General features: G+C 57.3%; 22 protein-coding genes. 9 read left to right on the forward strand and 13 right to left on the reverse strand.

Annotated elements, in window-relative coordinates; all coding sequences use genetic code 11:
* Positions 1-11: 11 nt before the first annotated feature.
* The 6 genes from tatA to ubiE form a co-directional block, all read right to left on the reverse strand.
* Entirely contained in the window at positions 12-257 is a 246-nt protein-coding gene (gene tatA / locus BKP64_RS17750) for a Sec-independent protein translocase subunit TatA (RefSeq protein WP_070973033.1), read from the reverse strand.
* Positions 258-347: 90 nt separating this feature from the next.
* Positions 348-677, reverse strand: coding sequence for a phosphoribosyl-ATP diphosphatase (locus BKP64_RS17755; protein WP_070973035.1), 330 nt, complete (start codon positions 675-677; stop codon positions 348-350).
* Between the two features lie 12 nt (positions 678-689).
* Positions 690-1,079 (reverse strand): phosphoribosyl-AMP cyclohydrolase, encoded by a 390-nt coding sequence (gene hisI, locus BKP64_RS17760; protein ID WP_198402699.1) that lies wholly within the window; start codon positions 1,077-1,079, stop codon positions 690-692.
* Between the two features lie 54 nt (positions 1,080-1,133).
* Complete coding sequence (gene ubiB / locus BKP64_RS17765) at positions 1,134-2,777, reverse strand: ubiquinone biosynthesis regulatory protein kinase UbiB (protein WP_070973039.1); 1,644 nt, start codon at positions 2,775-2,777, stop codon at positions 1,134-1,136.
* Positions 2,774-3,415: a ubiquinone biosynthesis accessory factor UbiJ gene (locus BKP64_RS17770; protein WP_070973041.1), complete on the reverse strand. Its 642-nt coding sequence runs from the start codon at positions 3,413-3,415 to the stop codon at positions 2,774-2,776. Before BKP64_RS17770 ends, ubiB begins: the two co-directional genes overlap by 4 nt.
* Positions 3,415-4,206, reverse strand: a complete 792-nt coding sequence (gene ubiE / locus BKP64_RS17775; protein ID WP_070973044.1) for a bifunctional demethylmenaquinone methyltransferase/2-methoxy-6-polyprenyl-1,4-benzoquinol methylase UbiE — start codon at positions 4,204-4,206, stop codon at positions 3,415-3,417. The genes BKP64_RS17770 and ubiE overlap by 1 nt, the downstream gene beginning before the upstream one ends.
* A gap of 126 nt (positions 4,207-4,332) precedes the next feature.
* On the opposite strand from ubiE, the gene BKP64_RS17780 reads away from it, so the two are divergent.
* Positions 4,333-4,611, forward strand: coding sequence for a polyhydroxyalkanoic acid system family protein (locus tag BKP64_RS17780; RefSeq protein WP_070973046.1), 279 nt, complete (start codon positions 4,333-4,335; stop codon positions 4,609-4,611).
* 18 nt (positions 4,612-4,629) lie between these two features.
* On the opposite strand, the gene BKP64_RS17785 is transcribed toward BKP64_RS17780, so the two are convergent.
* On the reverse strand, positions 4,630-5,379 hold the full coding sequence (locus BKP64_RS17785) for a DUF8198 family protein (RefSeq protein WP_070973048.1): 750 nt from the start codon (positions 5,377-5,379) through the stop codon (positions 4,630-4,632).
* A 73-nt stretch (positions 5,380-5,452) separates the two neighbouring features.
* The gene (locus tag BKP64_RS17790) at positions 5,453-6,376 is read right to left on the reverse strand and encodes an alpha/beta hydrolase (protein WP_070973050.1); all 924 of its coding nucleotides are present in this window, start codon (positions 6,374-6,376) and stop codon (positions 5,453-5,455) included.
* A gap of 321 nt (positions 6,377-6,697) precedes the next feature.
* Here BKP64_RS17790 and BKP64_RS17795 point away from each other — a divergent pair, with 321 nt between their 5' ends.
* The 4 genes from BKP64_RS17795 to BKP64_RS17810 all read left to right on the forward strand — a co-directional run bounded on the left by BKP64_RS17795 (position 6,698) and on the right by BKP64_RS17810 (position 13,017).
* Positions 6,698-8,110, forward strand: a complete 1,413-nt coding sequence (locus BKP64_RS17795) for a WS/DGAT domain-containing protein (protein WP_070973765.1) — start codon at positions 6,698-6,700, stop codon at positions 8,108-8,110.
* 171 nt (positions 8,111-8,281) lie between these two features.
* Positions 8,282-9,388, forward strand: a complete 1,107-nt coding sequence (locus BKP64_RS17800; RefSeq protein ID WP_070973052.1) for a porin — start codon at positions 8,282-8,284, stop codon at positions 9,386-9,388.
* Positions 9,389-9,590: 202 nt separating this feature from the next.
* Positions 9,591-10,760 (forward strand): nitric oxide-sensing protein NosP, encoded by a 1,170-nt coding sequence (nosP, locus tag BKP64_RS17805; RefSeq protein WP_070973766.1) that lies wholly within the window; start codon positions 9,591-9,593, stop codon positions 10,758-10,760.
* On the forward strand, positions 10,738-13,017 hold the full coding sequence (locus BKP64_RS17810; protein ID WP_070973767.1) for a NahK/ErcS family hybrid sensor histidine kinase/response regulator: 2,280 nt from the start codon (positions 10,738-10,740) through the stop codon (positions 13,015-13,017). The genes nosP and BKP64_RS17810 overlap by 23 nt, the downstream gene beginning before the upstream one ends.
* 48 nt (positions 13,018-13,065) lie before the next feature.
* Here BKP64_RS17810 and BKP64_RS17815 read toward each other — a convergent pair whose 3' ends face one another.
* Positions 13,066-13,743 carry a response regulator transcription factor gene (locus BKP64_RS17815; protein WP_070973768.1) on the reverse strand — a complete coding sequence of 226 codons (678 nt, stop codon included), beginning with the start codon at positions 13,741-13,743 and terminating at the stop codon, positions 13,066-13,068.
* Between the two features lie 272 nt (positions 13,744-14,015).
* Between BKP64_RS17815 and BKP64_RS17820 the strand changes: the two genes are divergently transcribed.
* From BKP64_RS17820 to BKP64_RS17830, 3 genes are read left to right on the forward strand one after another with little or no spacing between them, the layout of a single operon-like run.
* Positions 14,016-15,008 (forward strand): ABC transporter substrate-binding protein, encoded by a 993-nt coding sequence (locus BKP64_RS17820; protein WP_070973054.1) that lies wholly within the window; start codon positions 14,016-14,018, stop codon positions 15,006-15,008.
* The gene (locus BKP64_RS17825) at positions 15,005-15,781 is read left to right on the forward strand and encodes an ABC transporter permease (RefSeq protein ID WP_070973056.1); all 777 of its coding nucleotides are present in this window, start codon (positions 15,005-15,007) and stop codon (positions 15,779-15,781) included. Before BKP64_RS17820 ends, BKP64_RS17825 begins: the two co-directional genes overlap by 4 nt.
* Positions 15,774-16,445 carry an ABC transporter ATP-binding protein gene (locus tag BKP64_RS17830; RefSeq protein WP_070973057.1) on the forward strand — a complete coding sequence of 224 codons (672 nt, stop codon included), beginning with the start codon at positions 15,774-15,776 and terminating at the stop codon, positions 16,443-16,445. The genes BKP64_RS17825 and BKP64_RS17830 overlap by 8 nt, the downstream gene beginning before the upstream one ends.
* On the opposite strand, the gene BKP64_RS17835 is transcribed toward BKP64_RS17830, so the two are convergent.
* From BKP64_RS17835 to BKP64_RS17850, 4 genes are read right to left on the reverse strand one after another with little or no spacing between them, the layout of a single operon-like run.
* The gene (locus BKP64_RS17835; RefSeq protein WP_070973059.1) at positions 16,425-17,228 is read right to left on the reverse strand and encodes an ABC transporter permease; all 804 of its coding nucleotides are present in this window, start codon (positions 17,226-17,228) and stop codon (positions 16,425-16,427) included. The two genes, BKP64_RS17830 and BKP64_RS17835, sit on opposite strands and share 21 nt — an antisense overlap.
* Complete coding sequence (locus tag BKP64_RS17840) at positions 17,225-17,950, reverse strand: ABC transporter ATP-binding protein (RefSeq protein WP_070973061.1); 726 nt, start codon at positions 17,948-17,950, stop codon at positions 17,225-17,227. Before BKP64_RS17840 ends, BKP64_RS17835 begins: the two co-directional genes overlap by 4 nt.
* On the reverse strand, positions 17,947-18,921 hold the full coding sequence (locus BKP64_RS17845; protein WP_070973063.1) for a YVTN family beta-propeller repeat protein: 975 nt from the start codon (positions 18,919-18,921) through the stop codon (positions 17,947-17,949). The genes BKP64_RS17840 and BKP64_RS17845 overlap by 4 nt, the downstream gene beginning before the upstream one ends.
* Before the next feature lie 37 nt (positions 18,922-18,958).
* Positions 18,959-20,131 carry an ABC transporter substrate-binding protein gene (locus BKP64_RS17850; protein ID WP_070973065.1) on the reverse strand — a complete coding sequence of 391 codons (1,173 nt, stop codon included), beginning with the start codon at positions 20,129-20,131 and terminating at the stop codon, positions 18,959-18,961.
* A gap of 263 nt (positions 20,132-20,394) precedes the next feature.
* On the opposite strand from BKP64_RS17850, the gene pedF reads away from it, so the two are divergent.
* On the forward strand, positions 20,395-20,823 hold the full coding sequence (gene pedF / locus BKP64_RS17855; protein WP_070973067.1) for a cytochrome c-550 PedF: 429 nt from the start codon (positions 20,395-20,397) through the stop codon (positions 20,821-20,823).
* Positions 20,824-20,870: the final 47 nt, after the last annotated feature.

A 20,870-nucleotide genomic window follows, 5' to 3' on the forward strand; every position in this document is an offset into this window, starting at 1 on the left:
TCAGCCCGGTCTCAGCTGTGGGACTTGTCCCGTGGCTTGTCTTCCGCCCCGGCCTGCTGGTCCTGGGATTCGGCGTTCTTTTCCAGAGAGTCAGGGTCCTGCTGGTCGGCGTCTTTCTTTTCGTCTTCACTCATGGACTTCTTGAAACCGCGAATGGCGCCTCCGAGATCGGTGCCGATGTTGCGCAGTTTTTTTGTTCCGAACAGCAGGATGACAATGCCAAGTACAATAAGAAGTTGCCAGATACTGATGCCCATCAGGGGACCCTCGTTTTTGATGTTTCTGTCTGATTACATTATACGTTAACAGAATCCGTCTGCGGAAACCCCCTAAAGGGTATGGAAATTTCAGTCGCTCCGGGAGGCCTTTTCTTCAAGCCCTGAAAGATCAAATCGGCGCGCCAGTTCCTCCAGAACTTCTTTCGGGCCAAGGCCTAGCCGGGACAGCATGACCATGCTGTGAAACCACAGATCCGCGGTTTCGTAAACCAGTTCTGCGGTGTCGCCGGATTGTTCCGCATCCTTTGCCGCCAGCAGGGTTTCCGTGCATTCCTCGCCGACCTTTTCCAGGATTTTGTTCAGGCCTTTGGCATGAAGGCTGGCTACGTAGGATGTGTCCGGGTCAGCTTGTTTTCGCTCTTCCAGTACCTGAGCCAGGCGTTCGAGTACGTCACTCACCTTGTATGCTCCTCAGTTGCTGCCATAGATGGCATCAGGGTCTTTAATAACGGGTTCAACGCTGACCCATTCACCGTTTTCTAAGGTTCGGTAAAAACAGCTTCGCCGTCCGGTATGGCAGGCAATGCCACCCTTTTGTTCCACTTTCAGCAGTATGACGTCCTCATCGCAGTCGAGGCGGATATCCCTTACGACCTGCTGATGCCCGGACGTCTCACCCTTACGCCAAAGTTTGCCCCGTGAGCGTGACCAATAAACGGCATGCCCCTCTTCGGCCGTGAGGCGCAGGGATTCCCGGTTCATCCAGGCCATCATCAGGATGTCTCCGGTGGCCGCGTCCTGGGCAATTGCGGGGACCAGGCCGTCGGCCGTCCAGCGGATGGTTTCAAGCCAGTCAGGAATGTCGGCGTTATCGGGTGAGTCTTGCATCTTTTGAAATCCTGAACTCTGTGTGATTTAACGGCTTCCGCGCAGAACCAGTACGCCCGCGGCTGCAAGCAATACCCAGCTCCATACCGGAATGCTTTGTGCCCATGCCTGTGCTTCCGGCTGGGTTCCAAGCGCCGCGGCGGTGACCAGTGCCAGTGCTGTCAGGCCTCGACGCCACCGCCGGTCCGCGCGAGTCTGCTGCTCACGGAGAAGCGCCAGTGTATCGTTATTCTGCTGTTCTGTGGGCCCCGAGTGCCGTAATTGCAGCAGCGCATCGTGAACCAGTTGGGGCATCTCTGGTGACTGTTCCAGCCAGGCCGGCAGGTGGGTTTGCAGGGACTTGATCAGACCAGAGGGACCAATCCGTTTACGCATCCAGCTTTCCAGGAATGGCTGGGCCGTGCTCCAGAGGTCCAGTTCCGGATAAAGCTGCCGGCCGAGGCCCTCCACGTTCAGCAGGGTTTTCTGAAGCAAAACGAGCTGCGGCTGCACCTCCATGTTGAACCGGCGCGCTGTCTGGAACAGACGAAGCAGGAAATGTCCGAATGAAATATCCTTGAGCGGCTTCTCGAAAATCGGCTCGCATACAGTACGGATGGCCGCCTCGAATTCATTCACCCGGGTATCCGGGGGCACCCAGCCGGACTGGATGTGAAGTTGGGCCACCTGCCGGTAATCCCGGCGAAAGAACGCCAGCAGATTGCGGGCAAGGTAGCTCTGGTCGTCCGGTGCCAGGGTGCCGACAATGCCAAAATCAATGGCAATGTATTTCGGGTCACTCGGGTTGGAGCAATCCACAAAGATATTACCCGGGTGCATGTCAGCGTGGAAAAAGCTGTCGCGAAAGACCTGTGTGAAAAAGATTTCCACGCCCTTTTCGGCCAGTACCTTCATGTTCACACCAGCCGCTTTCAGAGCCGGAACATCGGCAATGGGGATGCCGTGAATACGCTCCATGACAAGAACGGACTTGCGGGTGTAATTCCAGTCAATATACGGGATATAAATCAGTGAGGAGTTCTCGAAATTCCTTCGTAACTGGCTTGCATTGGCGGCTTCCCGCTGCAGGTCCAGTTCATCATGAATCGTTGAGTCGTAATCTGCCACTACATCCACAGGATGCAGGCGCTTGCCCTCAGACCAGTATTTTTCCAGCAGGCCGGCCATCAGGTACATCAACGCCAGGTCCTGGCGAATGACCTTTTCGATGCCCGGGCGCAGGACCTTGACCACCACCTCCTGGCCATTGGGCAGCGTGGCCGCATGCACCTGGGCTACAGATGCCGAGGCCATGGGGTCTGCGCTGAAATCTTGGAACAGGTCGGAGACCGGAGCACCCAGAGACGTCTCGATGATACCGCGGGCAACATCGCTGGGGAACGGTGGAACCCGGTCCTGCAGCGTTTTCAGGGATTCGGCCATGTCATCCGGCAAGAGGTCCCGACGCGTGGACAGGATCTGGCCAAATTTGACGAACACCGGGCCCAGCTCTTCGAGGGCCAACCTGAGGCGATCACCGCGGTCCAGCTTGGGTTGCGGGAACAGGTGCCACGGCGCCAGCAGGAAAAATATCTTGAGGGGAGCAGGGAGTTCCGCCAATGGTAAAAAGGTGTCCAGCCGATAACGGCAGAACACCCAGGCAATTCGGAACAGGCGTTGCAGACGGGTCACAGGTTCTCCGGTTCGTCAGGGTTGCCGCGGTTTTCAACGTGGTTCAGGCGCGCTTCCAGCCGCTCGGTCCGGAGGCTAAGGTTGTCAATGTCCTCAAAGGTGGCCTCCAGTTCGCGGCGGCCGGGCAGTGTTCGGCTTTCTTCGTGCACATACTCCTCAATGTTGGCATTGAGGGAATGGAAGGCCTGCCGGCTCCATTTCACGGCGTTGCGAATGCGCTTGCCGAGGAAGTGGGCAGGTACATCGCCAACGTGAGCCGCCATGGCGGCTTCCCAGTCCGGATCCAGTTGGTTGAGGGCCTGTTGCAGCTGGTGGGCGAGGGCAGTGTCACCAACAACAGAGAGCCGTCCGTCACGGAATACCCTGTCGTCGCCTGTGGCCAGTGCTGCGAACGCCAGGGGCTTGCCGCTGACTTCCAGTGCAGGAGCCTCGGAGGGCTGACTACTGACCTGAACCCGCTCACCGACCCCGGACAGCGAACAGCTGAGGGCAAAAGGCGCGGTAATGCTGAACTCTATAGGGCTTTCCATTGCGCCCAGCAGCGCCTGCCGGCCAGCCGGGTCAAGCTCAAGGGCTTGGTTCAGTCCACGCTCAATGATGGCAGTCACAGCTGCCAGCAGAGTCGGCCCGGGAAACATCAGGGCTTGATTCCCACGTGCAGTGCCACGATGCCACCCGTCATATTGTAATATTTGCAGTTGACCAGTCCGGCGTTCTCCATCATGCCTTTCAGGGTTTCCTGATCCGGATGCATACGGATGGACTCAGCCAGGTATTTGTAGCTTTCGCTGTCACCGGCAAACAGCTGGCCCATCAGCGGCAGCGCGGTGAACGAATAGGTATCGTAGGCCTTGCTCAGCAGCGGGTTGGTCGGTTTGGAGAACTCCAGAACCATCAGCTTGCCGCCGGGTTTGAGTACCCGCGCCATATCACGGAGCGCCTGATCCTTGTCAGTGACATTGCGCAGACCGAAGGCAATAGAGACTGCATTGAAATTGTTGTCCGGGAACGGGAGGTGCTCGGCATCTGCCTGCACGTATTCGATGTTACCGGCATAACCACGGTCAATCAGGCGACTCCGCCCGACTTCCAGCATCGACGCGTTGATGTCTGCGAGCACTACTTTGCCGTCCGGGCCCACCAGATCGGAAAACTTCATGGTCAGGTCGCCGGTGCCGCCTGCAATGTCCAGTACCTGATGGCCGGGCCGAACCCCGGAAAGCTCAATGGTGAAGCGTTTCCACAAGCGGTGAATGCCCATGGACATCAGGTCGTTCATGAGGTCGTACTTGCCGGCCACACTGTGGAATACCTCGGCCACCTGGCTCGCCTTCTGGCTTTTGGGTACATCGCGGAAGCCAAAATGGGTGACGTCATCCTGGCCCGGATTGGTCCGGTCCTTGTTGGCTGGCGTGTGTTGCTCGCTCATGGGATAAGTCCTGTCTGAATCTGAACTCCGTATTCTAACGGTTGGCCGGGTTGCTACAAGGGTGGCTACAAGTTAAATACCGTCTTACACTGTGAAACCGTCCATTTTCCGAGAGAAAACTGATTTATGTCTGTGATTGACATACACCGACCCCATACCCTCGACAAGGAACACGCCCGGGGAGTTGCAGAAACGCTGGCCCAGGACCTGTCCCGCCAGTTCGATGTGAATTACGAGTGGGAGGGCGATGTGCTGCGCTTCAAGCGCAGTGGCGTAAAGGGCCATCTGACCATCGACCATGCGGATATGCACGTGCACCTCGAACTGGGTATGCTGCTGAGGGCATTCAAGTCGAGGATTGAGCAGGAAATACACTCCCAGCTGGACCAGATCATCAAGGTCTGACCGTTGGTCACTGTGCTTTCAGAGGTTGCCCGGAAGCCGGAAAGGGTCCGGGTGACCATTCAGAATATTCGCCATTACCTGCTTTTCCCGCCTTACGATTCGGTCAATCAGTAGCTCTACATCATGCATGTTCCTGAACGCGGTGTAGCCTCGGTGCAGGAAGCTGTGCAGGTCGCTCAGATCTGCCATTTCGGCCGGTGCCCTGCTCATCGCCAGCAGCCAGCCAAGGGTGCGATTGCGAACGTAACGGTCAAGCTGCTCGCCAACATCAGCCACCAGATCTATCTGGCGCTCTCGTTTTGCCAGCTGACGGCTGCATCTGTAAGTCTCGCAGTAATGCTCGATTGCCAGGTCGTTGGTGGGGATATCTCGCTCGTGTAGCAACTCTGCGAGCTCAAGGTCCAGTTGCTGTGTGATCAGGTTGAGTTCGACGAGTCCCGCGAAAGTGTTCAGGAGGTTATCTGGCAACCACTTGACCATCTTTGGGAAAATACGGTCTATGTTGTCATCTCTCCGGGTCATGCTGGCGGGCGCGTAAAGGTCGCTCAACAGGAATTCGAGACCGCTGTGATAACCGGGGTGCTGGTAAAGATCCTGATGAGTGGCTTTCAGCCGCCTGGCTTGCCAGTCGGACACGTCGAAGGTGCTCTCCAGCAGCGGGTGGGCCACCTTGTGCTGACGGAAATCGTGGTAGTCAAGCAACATCTGTTGCAGACGGCGGGCGCTGCCGGAATGAACCTGGGTAGCGACGAGGCGCTCACGATACATGGTAGCCGGCTCCGTTAAACCATAGGGAAAAGATGGGCCAGTTTAACGAAGGATGGCAGGCGGTGCAGTAAGGCTAGCCCTCGGCAGTGGCCGAAAGCGTCTCGAACCCCGGGACCCACTCCTTGCTGTCGAGCGTTATGAAGTGGCTCGGGGCCTCGGTTTCCACAATGCGCATGGTTGTCGGGCTTTTGCGGGCACTGGCCAGCATGGCGTTGCGATCCAGGATTCTGTCAACGGCGGGAATCAGGAAGGTTCCATAACGAACGTTGTCGTAAATGCTGGTATCTGTCCGGGTCATCCAGTCCATGATGTTTTCAATGTTCCGGACAATGGTCAGGTGGTCCCTGGTGGCAGAAAACAGCTTGCTGAGAAGCTGTTTTTTACGTGGGTTCATCTTACCGAAAAAGGTCTGGCCATAGGCTGAAGAAGGCGCGCTGTTGATCAGGCGAATCAGCCAGGGCCACATGCCATGGCTCACGGGCTCCAGCAGCGTGGTGACCAGGCCATGAAGTCTAGCCTGGGGCAGCACCGGCGCTTCCAGGACGACTTCCACATCTTCAAAGAGTTCCGGCCACTGTTTGATGGCTTCCAGAATCACGGCGCCACCCCGTGAGTGGCCATGCACACGCACATTGGCAGTGGTGGGAAGGTTGGCCATTGCCTGGCCCAGGATGCAGGCATCGTATTCAATAGTGCCTGCCAAATGCTTGATCGGTACTTCCCAGTCCGGTGTTTCCGGCGTTACGCCATTAACAGGAATATGATAATTACTGCAGGTCAGCAGGATCAGTTCCGTGGTGGGCGCTTCATAGGCCTGGGTGAAATAGCAGTGGTTTTCGAGAAAGCCGTGCACGCCCACAACAGTCTGTTCGCCCTTTCCGCTGTGGTTTCGAACTGAAACGGCACCATGGCCAACACGATACACTCGCCCCGAGAACATCTCGGAGTAAGCGCTTTCGATTGGCTTGATCAGTTTGCGAACGTGGCTCGCTTTCATGACGGCTCTCCTCCCAGCACTACAATGGCTCGTGATTAATGATAAACGTGCTGGTGACGCTGTTTTACTCCGAACCGATCAGTCATCAATTGGCACTGCTAACCTCCGATACGATTAGCCGGGGTCAATCGATGACGGTTCGATACGGCTAATAACCATTACATTAAGGCTTATAACCAGTATAGGACTGAACCGTTACTCAAGTGTAATTTTTTGTAACTTCGCGCGCGAGCGCAGTATATGGAGCCGGTGAGGCTTGTCTGGCACAATGCGAAGTTCGGTTTTTACTTACCTTCATTATTCACCCGGGGACGTTCAGGTTTGAGTCACGAGCAATCGCACCTCCTGCTGCCTGCGGATTCAGCCTGGCTGGCTCTGGAACGACCAGAGAACCCAATGACCATCACGGTCATGTTGAGGGTGGATGGCCTGACCGCCCCCAGATTCCGGGAATTCCTGAGGGTTTACTGGATCGCCTGGGAGCGCTTCTGCTTTATGCCGGTCTGGCGCTCTCCGGCCTGGTGGTGGGTGCCAGACCCCGTCTTTGATCTCAAGCATCACCTGGATGTCGTTATTGACCGGTTTTCGCCCGAAGAGTTGCAGGACTGGGTTTCTGCTCGCCTGAACCAGCCGCTGGCTCTCTACCGTCCCCGCTGGAAATTCTGGCTGGCACCTAACGCTGAGGGTGGAGCCGCGTTGCTTTTGCGCATGCATCACTGTTACGCGGACGGGCTGTCTCTCCTGGGCATGTTTGATCGCCTGTGCCCGGTCTCCCCCCAGCAACATCCGGCCATCTATGGTGCGGCGGAAACGTCCGAGTTGTCTCGATGGTATGCAGCAGCCCAGGCCTGGCTGGGACAGCTGGTGGCAGATGGCGCGAATCCGGATGGGCCGACGACAGATGAGGCGGACCTGGAAGCCGCGGAATCCAACCAGTGGCTTCAGGCCGGGCGATTGGTTGATCGGGTTGGGCAAAAGGGCCTCAGGCTGGTGCATGAATTCAGTAATTTTCTGATCGAACCGGAGGACACTGCGTCGGATCTGAAACGGCCCTTGTTGGGTCGACGACAGTGTCGATGGTCTCGACCGGTCCGGTTGGATCAGCTGCGGGCCATCGCAAGAGCCACCAATACCACCATCAATGATGTCCTGCTCAGTTGTGTCGCTGCCGCAGTGCGCACGCGGCTCGGTCTGGAGGGTGATGACCTCGAGGACGCCATTCTACACGCAGCGGTCCCTGTGGATATTCGTGAAAGATTGCCGGAGGACCTGCAGCCGGAGTCCGGTTCCCTGGGCAACTTCTTCGGCACGGTGTTTGTGCCCCTTCCTGTCGACGGTGAGAGTCCACTGGAGAGGCTTTACCGGATCAAGCATGAAACCCGGCGGCTCAAGAAGAGCTGGCAGCCCGGTATTGCCTGGGGCCTGACGGCAAGCGCATCGGTGATCCCGGAACCCTGGCGAAAGCCAGTGGCCGATATGTTTTATCGCAAGGCCAGTACGGTGGTTTCCAATGTTCCGGGTACGCCTGAGACCCGCTATCTTGCTGGCTGCCGCATTACCGAGCAGATGTTCTGGGTACCTCAGGCGGGCGATATCGGGCTCGGGGTCAGCATCGTCAGTTACGCTGGCCAGGTTCAGTTTGGTGTGGTGGCGGACGAAGCGATCATGGCTGACCCTGAGGACTTTCTTGCCGATTGCCTGCAGGAGCTGGAGCAGTTTCCGGGCTGGTCTTAATCCTAAAGTTCTGTTTGCAGTGCCTCCCAAATGAGCAGAAAACCTGCTCCCTTGACGCATTCCCCCCTTCTTTCCCTTAACCGACCATGGAATCAGGCGACAGACCACGCCTTGGGTTGCCGGATGACCCGGTACCCCGTTCCCAGATTTCCAAAAACAACCGGGGGAAGTATGAACAACAACAATTTCAGAAAGTCAGGCCTGGCGATTGCGATGGCCGCAGCCATGGGCGCCAGTACTGGAGCCAGCGCGGCGGTTGAAGTCTATAATCAGGACGGTACGTCCTTTTCCGTGGACGGTTACTTCAACGCATTCTACGTGAACCGTGATGACAAGCTGGCCGATACCCGCAATTCGGACGTCAAGATGGGCTTCCTGCCCAATACCATAGGCTTCAATTTCAGCAAGGAAGTGGGCGACCTGACTATGGGCGGCCGTTCCTCATTCTGGTCCACCATCAACGACAGCCTGCAATCGCCGACTGACACTGCGATTGATGTTCGTCAGCTTTACGCCACGGTTGACGGTTCGTTCGGCCAAGTGCTGATCGGTAAGGATTTTGGCCTGTACGCCCGTTCCAACATCTTTCTGGACGAAATCCTGATGGGCTTTGGTTCACCCGGTGCGCCGACGGGCGTTTCCTTCGGTAATATCCGCACCGGCTATCCTTACCCGAACCCGTCTGCGCAGATCACCTACCGGACTCCGGATATGGGTGGCCTGAAAGTGGCGGCCGGTATTTTTGAGCCGGCCAACACAACGCCCGGTGCTCAGTCAGAGCAGTCCGCGCCAAGGCTTGAGGCCGAGGTTACCTACAGTGCAGATCTGAGTGGCGTGGCACTGACCGGTTGGCTGAATGGCCGTTCGCAGAAGTCCGAGAATGCCACCACGTCTGTCGACTCAACCGGACTCGGTTACGGTGTCCGTGCCTCCGTTGCCGGTTTTTCCCTGACCGCCTCTGGCTTTACGTCTGAAGGTGATGTGCCGGTGCTGATTTCCGACACGGCCGCGCCCCTGGCGGAAGAGGATGCCGACGGCTACCTCGTTCAGGGGTCCTACACTCTGGGCGCGAACCGGTTCGTTCTGTCCTATGGCGAAACGGATTCCGATCAGGCGGACTTTGAGACTGAAAACACCTCCGTGGCGGTGTTCCATAATGTGAACAGCAGCTTCAAGCTGGTGGCCGAATACAACATGTTTGAGCAGAGAACCAAGTCGACTGGTGCAGACGCTGCCGACATCGACACCATTGCGCTGGGTGCCATCGTTACCTTCTGACCCAAGGGTCCCGACTAAGACTAAAGTGCCGGTTTGCCAGGTAGGGAGCCGGCCGCGCCACCGGACATTGATTCAGGAGGTATTTTAATCAATGGCTTACGATCATTTCGGCGCGCCAATTAAAAGCACTGAAGTCGCATTGGCTACGGTTGCGGATGCCGTAAAATCGGTCAAAAGCTATCCGTTTTCGGAGCCTGCCTTTATGAAGCCAGCGACGACTATACCCGCCGTTCGGGTTGCAAGCTCCAGCGTTCGCGATCCGATGCTGGCTGCCACCAATCTTGCAAGCCAGCTCAGTCACGACCATCTTGGTTGCGTGCTGTTTTTCTGTTCTGCCGAGTACGATTTGGGTGGCCTGGGAATCGCCCTTGAACATGTTTTCCAGGGCGTTCGGGTTTGTGGCTGCACGTCAGCCGGCGAGATTACTCCCGAGGGTTACGGCCGTGGATGCATCACGGCCATCGGCTTTGATCAGCGCTATTTTGCGATTGACTGCGCACTGATTCGGGAGCTGGACCAGTTTTCGCTTCAGGACGCCCAGGGGGTGATAGACGGTTTGCTATCGACGTGCCGGGACGCGCGCCTGGCACCGGTGAAAGGAAATACCTTTGCCATCACTCTGCTGGATGGCCTCTCCAGCCGAGAGGAGCTTGTTTTGGCAACGCTGAACGCTGCCCTTGGCTCCATTCCCCAGTTCGGCGGCTCGGCCGGTGACGATGAGCGGCTGGCCAATACCCACGTGTTCTATGATGGCGAGTTTCACACCGGTGCCGCTACGGTAATGCTGGTGAACACTCCGCTGGATTTCCGGGTGTTTTCCACCCACCACATGGTTGAGCGAAGCCAGAAACTGGTGGTTACCGATGCCTGCGCCGAGAGCCGCACGGTTTATGAACTCAATGCAGAACCCGCGGCCGATGCCTATGCCCGCGCGGTTGGCGTGACTGTCGACGCCCTGGACCGAAAAATATTTGCTTTGCGTCCGCTTGGGGTAAAAATCGGTGGCCATTATTTTGTTCGTTCGATCCAGCGGGTAAATCCCGACAAGAGCCTCACATTTTATTGCGCGGTAGAGACCGGAATCGTAATGACAGCCATGGAACCGGAATCACTGCTCGACAGTGTCCGCACGCAACTTGAAGCGTCAGAGCGCGTTGTCGGGCCGCCATTGGTCACCATAGGCTGTGACTGTTTCCTGCGCCGCCTCGAGGCGGAACTGACCGGAGAAGTGGAGGCCGTTTCCGAATTCCTGCGGCACCACAAGGTCATCGGGTTCAACACCTACGGTGAGCAGTTCGACGGTATGCATATCAATCAGACTTTTACGGGGGTGGTCATTGGCCAGCCTGATGTCCGCTCCGGACAATCCTGAGCCGCCCAGGGATGAGCTCAAGGACCAGCGGATTGCCGAGCTGGAGGCGGAAAATGAACGCCTTCGGAAGATTCGTGATGCCTTGATTGTCCGGGTGGAGTCCGGCTCCGCCCACAAACCTGAGCCCTATGCGGCGTTTGAGCATTCTGTGGTGCTGGCGGAACAGGTGCGTGAACGTACCGAGGCGCTGAATCAGGCCATGGAAGAGCTCAAGGGCAGTAACAAGGCTCTGAATCGTGCCAGGGAAGAGGCTGAAACCACCCGTCAGCGCCTCAGCGATGCGATCGAAAGTATTGCAGATGGTTTTGTGTTGTTTGATCACCAGCACCGGCTAATCCAGAGCAACAGTCGTTTCCGCGGCTACTGGCGTCATGCCGGTCTGGAGCCGCCCGCTGCAGGCACTTCCATTGCCGATGTGAAGAAGCAGGCACTGACCTCTGGCCTTATTCTGGAAGAACACGGGCACCCGGATTCCGAAGGGGTGGTGTTTCTGCTGTCCAACGACCGCTGGGTGCAAATGACCGAACGGCCAACACGTGAGGGTGGTCTGGTGGTGCTCTATTCCGACATCACCGACGTCAAGAACAGCGAAATGGCGCGTCGAATCAAGGCGCTTGAAGAGAGCGAGCGCTGGGTCCGGGTGGTAACCGACCATGTGCCGGCGCTAATCGCCTATGTTGGTGCGGATATGACTGTCCAGTTCTGCAACAAGGTCTATGACGCCTGGTATGGCCGCAACGGCGAAGCACCGCTGGGCAAGTCATTGCAGGAAGTCCATTCCCCCGACCTATACCGCCGCTTGCTGCCCCAGGTTGAGCAGGCCCTGGCGGGCAAGAGTGTTACTTTTGAATTTGAGGAAACGGGCGAGAAGGGCGATGTGCGATATATGCTGCGCTCTTACGTGCCCAATTTTGACGAAAACGGCGTGATTATTGGGTTTTTCGTGTTGATTCGCGACATTACCGATCGCCGTAAGACTGCGCTGGCACTTGAGCAGGCCTATGACCATCTGGAACGCCGGGTGAAGGAGCGCACGGCGGCATTGACAGGGCTGAACAACCAGTTGCGCCAGGAAATAACCGAGCGTGCGGCCGTCGAAGCCCGCCTGCGGGATGCCAAGCTCGACGCTGAACGGGCAAACCTGTCCAAGACCAAGTTCCTGGCTGCGGTCAGCCATGATTTGCTGCAACCATTGAATGCCGCTCGCCTGTTCACCAGTGCCTTGCTGGAGCAATCGTTCGGGCCCAAGGCCGAAGGACTGGTTCGCTCCGTCAGCACGTCCCTGGATGATGTCGAAAATCTGCTAGGTACTCTGGTGGATATCTCCAAACTGGACGCAGGGGTTATCAAGCCGGATGTTACGGCATTTGACCTCAGGGATTTGCTTAACAACATCGCCCGGGAGTTCCGGCAGATGGCTGTGGCAGAGGGGCTGGCGCTTGATTTTGTGCCGTCGTCCGCGGTGGTGGAATCCGACTCCCAGTTACTGGCGCGAATACTGCGCAACTTTCTCACCAACGCCATTCGTTACACGGGTGCCGGACGTATCCTGTTAGGTTGTCGCCGTCGTGCAGATCACGCTCTGTTGCAGGTCTGGGACACCGGGCCCGGGATTCCGGAGGACAAGCTCACCGAGATTTTCCAGGAGTTCAAGCGCATCCGGCCGTCCGGTTCGCAACCTGACAAGGGGCTTGGGCTGGGTCTGGCGATTGTGGACAAGATCTCACGGATGCTGGGGCATGAAGTGACCGTTTCGTCCGTTGTGGGTAAGGGTTCGGTATTCAGTGTCCGGGTGCCCCTTGGCCGGCTGCAGCCCAAGCGGTCAGGGCAGGAGGGCCAGCGGCTCGCCCTCCCGGACCGCGGTCTGGATGGCACGCGGATCTGGGTGATCGACAATGACTACGCTATTTGCAGGGGCATGCAGACACTGTTGGAAGGCTGGGACTGTCAGGTGATTACCGCGGTATCCCTGACCGATCTGGAACTTCAACTGAACCCCGCCGACAGCCCGGTGGACCTGATTCTGGCCGATTACCATCTCGATAATGATGAAACCGGCGTCGACGTGGTCGCCAGTATCAATAGTCGTCGGCGGTGTCCCGCGCCGGTGATCATGATTACCGCCAACTACACCAACGAGCTGAAGCAACACATTCGGGGGCTTGGCCATATCCTGATGAACAAACCGGTCAAGCCGCTCAAACTTCGAAGCACCCTGACACACCTGATTAACGGACCCGGCCGGAACCGGCCCTGAAAAAGCCGGGATGATGCCCGGCTTTTTCAGGGTGTGCTCATCCGCCTTCTAGCGTTTCAGGTACTGACTGAAATCCACATCACTGGCTGAGAGGATAGCCTGCACCCGATTGTGAACGCCCAGCTTGCGCAGAATGGCTGAAACATGGGCCTTGACTGTGGTTTCCGCAATATTGAGGTTGTAGGCAATCTGCTTATTGGATTCGCCTTTTGACATGCGTTCCAGAACCAATAGCTGGCGGCGGGTCAGGGAGTTGAGCAATTCCGGTGAGATCGGGTTGTCATCGTTACGGCTCCGGCGGTTGGAGCTTTCCTTGCCAGTGCGAATGATGTCCGATGGCAGGTACACATTGCCGTTCAGGATTTGCTGGATCGCTTCCGTCATCCGGGCCCGTGGAGAAGACTTGGTAATGAAGCCCACGGCGCCATAGGTAATGGCTTGCAGCACCACCTGTTTGTCTTCCTCGGCCGATACAATCACAACGGGAATGGTCGGGGCTTCATTGCGAAGCGTAATCAAACCGTTCAGGCCGTGCATGCCAGGCATGTTCAGGTCCAGAAGAATCAGGTCCAGATCATCGTTTGCCCGGGTAATCTCGAGGGCGCTATCCAGGTCGTCTGTCTCAATGATTTCGCTGCCGACGAAGCCTGAGGCGATGACGCTGCTGATGGCCTCCCGGAAAAGCGGGTGGTCGTCGGCGATCAGGATCTTATAAGCCGGCTCCATGAACGTGTCTGCCTGTTTGTTGTCGTTGTCGGGAATTGCTTCCGATTCATGATAGCGGTTTTCGGGAGTGAGTGTGGCATCGAGCTCATCAAGCATGGCAGCCTCCTGTGCAGAGGGCAGTCGGTACAGTCAGGTGGCGACCGACCTCGGATTATTATTGTGATGACTTCATTAGACGCCATACCGACCTTCCGTTGAATGCGACCATCGCACCAAAAAACAGGCACCAAAGTACTATTCTTGAGTGCGACCGAGGTTCGTATCGTGGGGGTATGAACCTACAACAACGAAAACCGGGTCTGTCAGCATTGATCGCCGGACTTGCACTGGCCCTGCTTCAATTGTCTGCAACAGTTGCTTTCGCCGATCAGGGGGAGCCATTGCCGGAACTGTCGGTGAGCGTGCTGCAATTTGGTACAGCTCATTGGGAGCTTGATCATATTGTTCATCGGAAACTGGATCGCGAACATGGTTATCAACTGTCGCTGAAACTGGTTGCCAACCTCCCGGCATCACGTCTTGCGGTCACTAGCGGATCGGTGAACGGGGCGGTGGCAGACCTGTTGTGGGCGCAGACTCGCTTCGAGGCCGGCACGCCTTACCTTTATGTACCTTTTTCTTCCCAAATTGGCGCTGTCGTGGTGTCTGAGCAATCCAGCATCCGCACCGTTGCAGATTTGGCCGGTAAACGCATCGGCGTCGCTGGCGGGCCGGGCAGCAAGGGCTGGATACTGTTGCAGAAGGTTGCCGGGCAACAGGGAATCAAGCTGGAGGAATCCTCTGAAATACAGTATGCAGCCCCGCCCCTGTTGAGCCAGGCCCTGAAACGGGGCCAGGTGGATGTCATCGTGACCTACTGGCATTTCGCCGCCCGCCTGAGAGGAGAGGGTGGCTGGCGATCGGCGTTCGGCATGGCCGATCTGCTCACTGAGCTGGGTCTGGACCGTACTCTGCCGGTACTCGGCTACGTCTTTCCGGCAAACTGGGCTGAAAATCACGGCTCGCTGATTGATCGTTTCGCGGCTTCCCTGCACAGAGCGAAAGCCGAGCTGGCGGAGAGTGAAACCTACTGGCAGCGATTGCGTCCTCTTATGGGGGAGCCGGGCGACGAAGTTTTTGCGGCATTGCGAGAGGGTTTTGTTGCCGGTAGACCAGCGCCCCAGACTGATAGGCGTATCACCGACCTGCAGCGACTGATGGTCCTCACCGGCGCTGCCCCGGACAACCTCATGCCGGCAAATCTGTTCTACAGGGCGCAGCCGTGAACGGCCGCTCCGCACGTCCGCCACTCTGGAGCTATTGGGTAGTCCTGCCTGCGTTTGTTTTGCTCTGGGCGCTGGCCGCCCTGTTGATTCAATCGCCTTTGCTGCCTACACCCCTGAACGTGCTCGACACCCTGATGCGGGAGTGTGCCTCCGGCGAACTCTGGCACCACTTGGGGGCCACCCTTGGGCGAGTAATTGTGGCCTTTGCCCTGGCCATGGTTATTGGTACTGCCATCGGCATCGTGATGGGCCGTTCTCAAACCACCAATGCCCTGTTCGACCCTTTATTGGTGCTTTTGCTTAATCTGCCGGCACTGGTCACCATCATTTTGATGTACGTATGGTTCGGTCTGGTGGAGGTGGCAGCCGTGATGGCCGTGGTCATCAACAAGATCCCTAACGTTGCCGTTACGGTCCGGGAAGGGGCTCGCAGTCTCGATTACCGGCTTGAAGAAATGGCCACCGTCTACGACTTCAGTCGCTGGCAACGATTGCGCGAAGTCTGGGTGCCGCAATTGTTTCCTTACCTGATGGCCGCAACCCGGGGAGGCCTCGCGCTGATCTGGAAAATCGTGCTGGTGGTGGAACTGCTGGGTCGCTCCAGTGGGGTCGGATTCCAGTTGCACATGGCCTTCCAGGTCTTCGACGTGGCCGCCATCCTCGCGTACAGCCTGGCGTTTATTGCCGTCGTCCAGCTCATCGAACTGGCTATCCTCCAGCCCCTCGAACGCCGTTCAAGCCGCTGGCGCCAGCCTGGGGCAGCCCATGCTTGAGCTCAGAATCGCTGGCCGGGCTTTCGCTCAGCCGGTCCTTGGCGAGGTCTTTGTGAAAGTGGAGCGCGGAGACCGCATCTGTCTGCTTGGCCCTTCCGGGATAGGCAAAACGACACTGCTGAATGCTATTGCGGGCCTCGACCAAACGGTGTTGGATGGAGCTGTCATTGGACGAAGCAAACTCCGGATAGGCTACCTGTTTCAGGAACACCGCCTGCTACCCTGGCGGACTCTGAATTCGAACCTTCGCCTGGTCGGTGCGAGCGAGGAAGAGGCGGAAGATCTGCTGAGTCAGGTCGGTCTTGCTGGTTACGGGCGCTATCTGCCCGATCAGCTCTCTCTCGGAATGGCCAGACGGGCAGCACTGGCCCGGTGCCTGGCTGTGAAACCCGATTTGTTGCTGCTCGACGAACCCTTTGCCTCACTCGATCCTGTCATGGCGGGTGAGCTGAAAAAACTGATTGCCGGGATACTGGATGCCAGCCCGGGCATGTCAATGATCTGCGTGACCCACGATGCAGGAGACGCTGCAATCCTGGCCAATCGGCTGTGGTACCTTGACGGCAAGCCGGCACGACTGCAATGGGATGATGCGATTGCTGAACCCGACCTGGTCGATGGGTTGTTAGGAAAACTCCGGAAGTCAGGCTTGCCTGGCCCCTAGTATTTTGGTCCTCTGAGGCCGAAATCCGGCGGTGGCCAGCATCACCAAAGCCGCCGTCACTCCGATTGTTACGCCCCAGGCCTGAGAGTTCCACTCCAGATACAGCGAAAACCGAATCGCCTCCACTGCATGGGTAAAAGGGTTGAACTGACAGATCCAGTAGAGCCAGGGGCTGGCTTCGTTCATTCTCCAAAGCGGATACAACGCCGAGGACATGAAAAACATCGGGAAGATGACAAAGTTCATCACTCCGGCGAAGTTCTCCAGCTGTTTGATCCAGGTGGCAATCAACAAACCAAGCGCGCCCAACATCAGGCTGGCCAGCACCAGCGCCGGGAGCACCGCCAGATAGCCCCAAAGCGGGGGTTCCACATCCACCAGAAGAGCCAGCAACAAAAAAACATACACCTGGCCCACTGACACCACACCCATCGCCAGTAACTTGGTTACCAGCAGGAAAGGCCGGGGCAGGGGACTCATTAACAGCACCCGCATACTGCCCAGCTCCCGATCGTACACCATGGACAGCGCGCCCTGCATGCTATTGAACAGGATGATCATGCCGCACAGTCCGGGGGCAATGTACGTCTCGTAGGTGATGTAGGTTTCATAGGGCGGGATGATGGAAATGCCCAGCACCGCCCGGAACCCGGCGGCGAATACCACCAGCCAGAGAAGGGGCCGCACCAGGGCACTGGCAAAGCGGGTGCGCTGCTGCCAGAACCGCAGCCATTCCCGGGTCTGGATGCCCACAAAACAGTGCCAATAATGAGCCGGTTTCATGATGCTGCTCCAGTCAGGGATTCGAAGGTCTCTGCCAGATCCCGGGTACCCTCGGCTTCGCAGATTGAGCGGCCGGAGCCGTCGGCCAGTAACTGGCCCTGATGCAGAATCAGCACCCTGTCCTCTTGCTGTACCTCTTCAATAAGATGGGTTGCCCAGAGCACCGTCAAACCATCGTCATCGCAGAGCGTGCGCACGTGATCATTCAGCGCACGGCGACTGGCCACATCCAGACCAACGGTTGGTTCGTCCAGCAACAACAACGAAGGCTGGTGCAAGAGCGCGCGGGCGATTTCCACTCGTCGCCGGTGCCCGCCATTGAGCTTTCGCACCGCATCATTGGCTCGGTCCAGCAATCCGAAGCGCTCCAGCTCGCGATCGCCGCGTGCACGGGTCTCTTTGCGGGACAGTCCATGCAACGCACCGTGGTACATCAGGTTCTGCCGCACGGTCAGGTCAAGGTCCAGGGCGTTCTGCTGGAAGACCACGCCAATCTGGCGCATGGCCTCGGCCGGCTGGTTTTTCAGAGACTGACCGGCCATCAGAATATCGCCCTGTTGCAACGCCAACAGACGGGTCAGCAAACCGAACAGGGTAGACTTTCCGGCGCCATTGGGGCCCAGGAGAGCATGGAAATGCCCGGAGGTCAGGGCAAAGCTGACCTCCTTGAGCACGGGCTTGTCGCCATAGCGAAAGCTGATGTTACGGGCTTCTATCGTCATGAAGTCGGATCAATAACCACACCCCAGGGGTAGCGGCCTACTTTTATGGATTTGATGACCTTCATATCGTCGATATTGATGATCGAGACATCGCCGGACACCCCATTAGTGGTATAGAGGTGTTTTTCGTCTTTATCCAGATCCAGTTGCCAGACTCGCGCGCCGACGAGCAGGTAATCCAGCACCTCATAGGTCCTGGCATCGACCACGGCAACGTGGTTGGAGGGGCCCAGTGCCACGAAAGCGTACTTGCCGTCAGACGTCAGCTCAATACCGACCGGCTGAACACGATCCTGATTGACCCCCGGAACCTTGAACGACATTTCATGGATTTGCTCCAGCTTGTCGACATCAATGATGTGCACGGTGCCGCCTATTTCCGCAGACGCCCAGGCGATCTTGCTGTCCTTGCTGAACTCCACGTGTCGAGGGCGCTGGCCTATAACGATGTTCTTCTCGATCTTGAAGGTTTCGGTGTTGATCCAGTGCAGCATGCTTGTGGTTTCACTGGTATTCACCGCCCACTTGCCATCCGGGCTGACCGCCATGCCTTCCGGCTCGATGCCGACATCAATCTGCGCGAGTACATCCTTGGTGTCCACGTCCACCACGGTCACGATGGCGTCGTCTTCGTTGGAAATATACAGGTGCCTGTTGTTCGGGTGGAGCGAGAACTGTTCGGGATCCTCGCCTGAGGGCAGGGTATCAATAATCGTGCGGGTAGCCAGGTCCATCACCTGGACCGTATCGTCATCGCTGGCACAGATATACAATTTGGTGAAGTCTTTTGAGAGCAGAATGCCCCGGGGCCGGGCACCAACGTCGATGGTGTCGACCACTGTCTGTGACTCCGTATCGATGATCGAGAGTGTGTTGTCCTTTTCGTTGGAAACGTAGGCAAGGCTTGCCAGTGTCGGTGTGGACAGGGTAATCAGGGCCGCCAGGGCAGTATGTTTCAATGCTGTTTTCACAAACGTTCTCCTTGTTGTTCCGGGTCTGGTCGGCATCTCAGTTGTTGATGCGACATTCGCTCTCGGGTTTGTCGAAACCGAGGGTGTCCATCTGTGAGTTGGGGTGTAGAAAACCTTCAAAGGGAGCACGAGCAACCAGACCGCGGGGGTGAACCAGCGGGATGGGTTGTCGTAGCTGACCGTTCCAGTTCCTGTAGGTGAGCTTGCGGCCCTTGAACGCGGCCAGCTGGAACTTGTCACTGAATAGAAAACTGCGGATCTTGCCCGGGCTGGCGCTGCCAAGTGCTGTCACCGCAGTGCCGATAGAGCGAATGGCAGACCAGGCGGCGTAGTCTTCGCTGGTCATGTCCCGGCCTGCCAGATCGCGAAAACGGTTCTGCAACTGTGCCGCGCCCCAGCTCTCCACTACCCGGTGCCAAGTGACCGGAGACATACCCTGGGTACCCACAACCGGGCGGGGTAGCCAGGTGTTGAACGGTACATACTCGCCGAAGTCGCCCCGGACGTCGGCAACCACGACCGCGTCGTAGTCGTCAGCCTGGGTAAACAAGGGCAACTCTTTGGACGCCGTACGGCGAAGGTCGGCATCGAAGGTCCAGGGCTTGTCGGCAATGATGTCCAGCCCAAACCGTTTGGTGGAACGGCGGAAGGCATCGGCCCAGGATTGATCCGCCTCGGTGGGCCCGGTAATCAGGAAAACGTCATTCCAGCGGCGCTGGCTGAGCCACTGGCCCAGGGCATCGGTAAGCATGGCGTAGCTGGGTATGGTATGCAGCAGGTTCGGATGGCAGCTGGTGGTGCGAAGGCGATCGTCCTTTGCGCTGGCGTTAAAGATCAGTGTGGTTTCTCCGGCCTTGTCGAGCATGTTTTCGAGGGTGTCGGCCGGCGCTCTGATGACGAACAGCTCAATGCCCCTGCTCTGCATTGCCTCAAATGCCGTGATTGCCGTCCTCTCCGAATCTGCGGTCTCGCTTTCGAAAAGATAGCTCTGGCCCAGAAATTTGCCGGTGGTGTTGTTGTCGTCGATGGCAAGTTCGGCACCGCGAAGACCAGCATCTTCAGGTTCTGGAAGAACATTGGACAGCACGGGCCCCTGATCGGGTATCCATTGAATATAGCCAATGGTTGCCTCTATTGGCTGCGCAGCCAGTTTGGCCGAGAGAAAGGCTGCTGTAAGCAGAATGGCAATTGGCCGCAGCTGGCGGTACATAGAAACTCCGGGTTCTTGTTGTCTTTCCCATCGAGCTTAGACAAGGCGACCTGGGGCTGAAATATTCAGAAAGTCGCAATCAGGCACTACTAAGGGAGGAGATTTTGGCGACGGCACCTCCAATCTACTACTAAGGAAGTAGGTCAAATCCTCCAAAGTGGCATTCGGATTGGGCAGCGGGATTCCTAGACTTGAGGTCAGCAAGTTGGCACCTGACAAATCCAATAGCCAACGGATGGGGAATCAAAACAGAGGTAGCAACAATGGCAACTTCCTTTTCACTCAAAGCATTGATCACTGCGACGCTTCTGGGCGCAGCCGGTCTGGTTATGGCCCACGGCAACGTCACCCCCCAGGAAGTGGATACCGGCAATCTGCCCACACTCGGTGAAGATGTTCTGCTCGAAAACCCGTTTCGTGAGGGCAATGCCCATGGCGACGCAAATGCCCAGGCGGTCGAAATCGGTGAAAGCGCTTATGCCGGGAATTGCGCAGGTTGTCATGGCATCCGTGCCATGTCCGGTGGCCTGACTCCGGACCTTCGGGAACTGACCGAATGGGACGATGAGTTTTATATCAATCGCGTCCGTAATGGTACCGACCGGGGCATGCCGTCCTGGAAAAAGACACTGGATCAGAACGCCATGTGGGCCATCAAGACCTACGTGGAATCACTGCCCAAGCCCGAGTAATGCCTGTTGGGCAATTGAGATAAAGGTCTGTTTCAGGGCCGGCCTTG

Origin of the sequence: Marinobacter salinus (assembly GCF_001854125.1) — a bacterium.
In the GTDB taxonomy this organism is placed as follows: domain Bacteria; phylum Pseudomonadota; class Gammaproteobacteria; order Pseudomonadales; family Oleiphilaceae; genus Marinobacter; species Marinobacter salinus.

Coding starts and splice junctions, on each gene's coding strand:
- tatA (WP_070973033.1), bottom strand. CDS start 257: ATGGGCATCAGTATCTGGCAACTTCTTATTGTACTTGGCATTGTCATC.
- BKP64_RS17770 (WP_070973041.1), bottom strand. CDS start 3,415: ATGTTTCCCGGGCCGACTCTGCTGGCAGCTGTGACTGCCATCATTGAG.
- ubiE (WP_070973044.1), bottom strand. CDS start 4,206: ATGAGCGAGCAACACACGCCAGCCAACAAGGACCGGACCAATCCGGGC.
- BKP64_RS17780 (WP_070973046.1), top strand. CDS start 4,333: ATGTCTGTGATTGACATACACCGACCCCATACCCTCGACAAGGAACAC.
- BKP64_RS17785 (WP_070973048.1), bottom strand. CDS start 5,379: ATGTATCGTGAGCGCCTCGTCGCTACCCAGGTTCATTCCGGCAGCGCC.
- BKP64_RS17790 (WP_070973050.1), bottom strand. CDS start 6,376: ATGAAAGCGAGCCACGTTCGCAAACTGATCAAGCCAATCGAAAGCGCT.
- BKP64_RS17800 (WP_070973052.1), top strand. CDS start 8,282: ATGAACAACAACAATTTCAGAAAGTCAGGCCTGGCGATTGCGATGGCC.
- nosP (WP_070973766.1), top strand. CDS start 9,591: ATGAAGCCAGCGACGACTATACCCGCCGTTCGGGTTGCAAGCTCCAGC.
- BKP64_RS17810 (WP_070973767.1), top strand. CDS start 10,738: ATGTCCGCTCCGGACAATCCTGAGCCGCCCAGGGATGAGCTCAAGGAC.
- BKP64_RS17815 (WP_070973768.1), bottom strand. CDS start 13,743: ATGGAGCCGGCTTATAAGATCCTGATCGCCGACGACCACCCGCTTTTC.
- BKP64_RS17820 (WP_070973054.1), top strand. CDS start 14,016: ATGAACCTACAACAACGAAAACCGGGTCTGTCAGCATTGATCGCCGGA.
- BKP64_RS17830 (WP_070973057.1), top strand. CDS start 15,774: ATGCTTGAGCTCAGAATCGCTGGCCGGGCTTTCGCTCAGCCGGTCCTT.
- BKP64_RS17835 (WP_070973059.1), bottom strand. CDS start 17,228: ATGAAACCGGCTCATTATTGGCACTGTTTTGTGGGCATCCAGACCCGG.
- BKP64_RS17840 (WP_070973061.1), bottom strand. CDS start 17,950: ATGACGATAGAAGCCCGTAACATCAGCTTTCGCTATGGCGACAAGCCC.
- BKP64_RS17850 (WP_070973065.1), bottom strand. CDS start 20,131: ATGTACCGCCAGCTGCGGCCAATTGCCATTCTGCTTACAGCAGCCTTT.
- pedF (WP_070973067.1), top strand. CDS start 20,395: ATGGCAACTTCCTTTTCACTCAAAGCATTGATCACTGCGACGCTTCTG.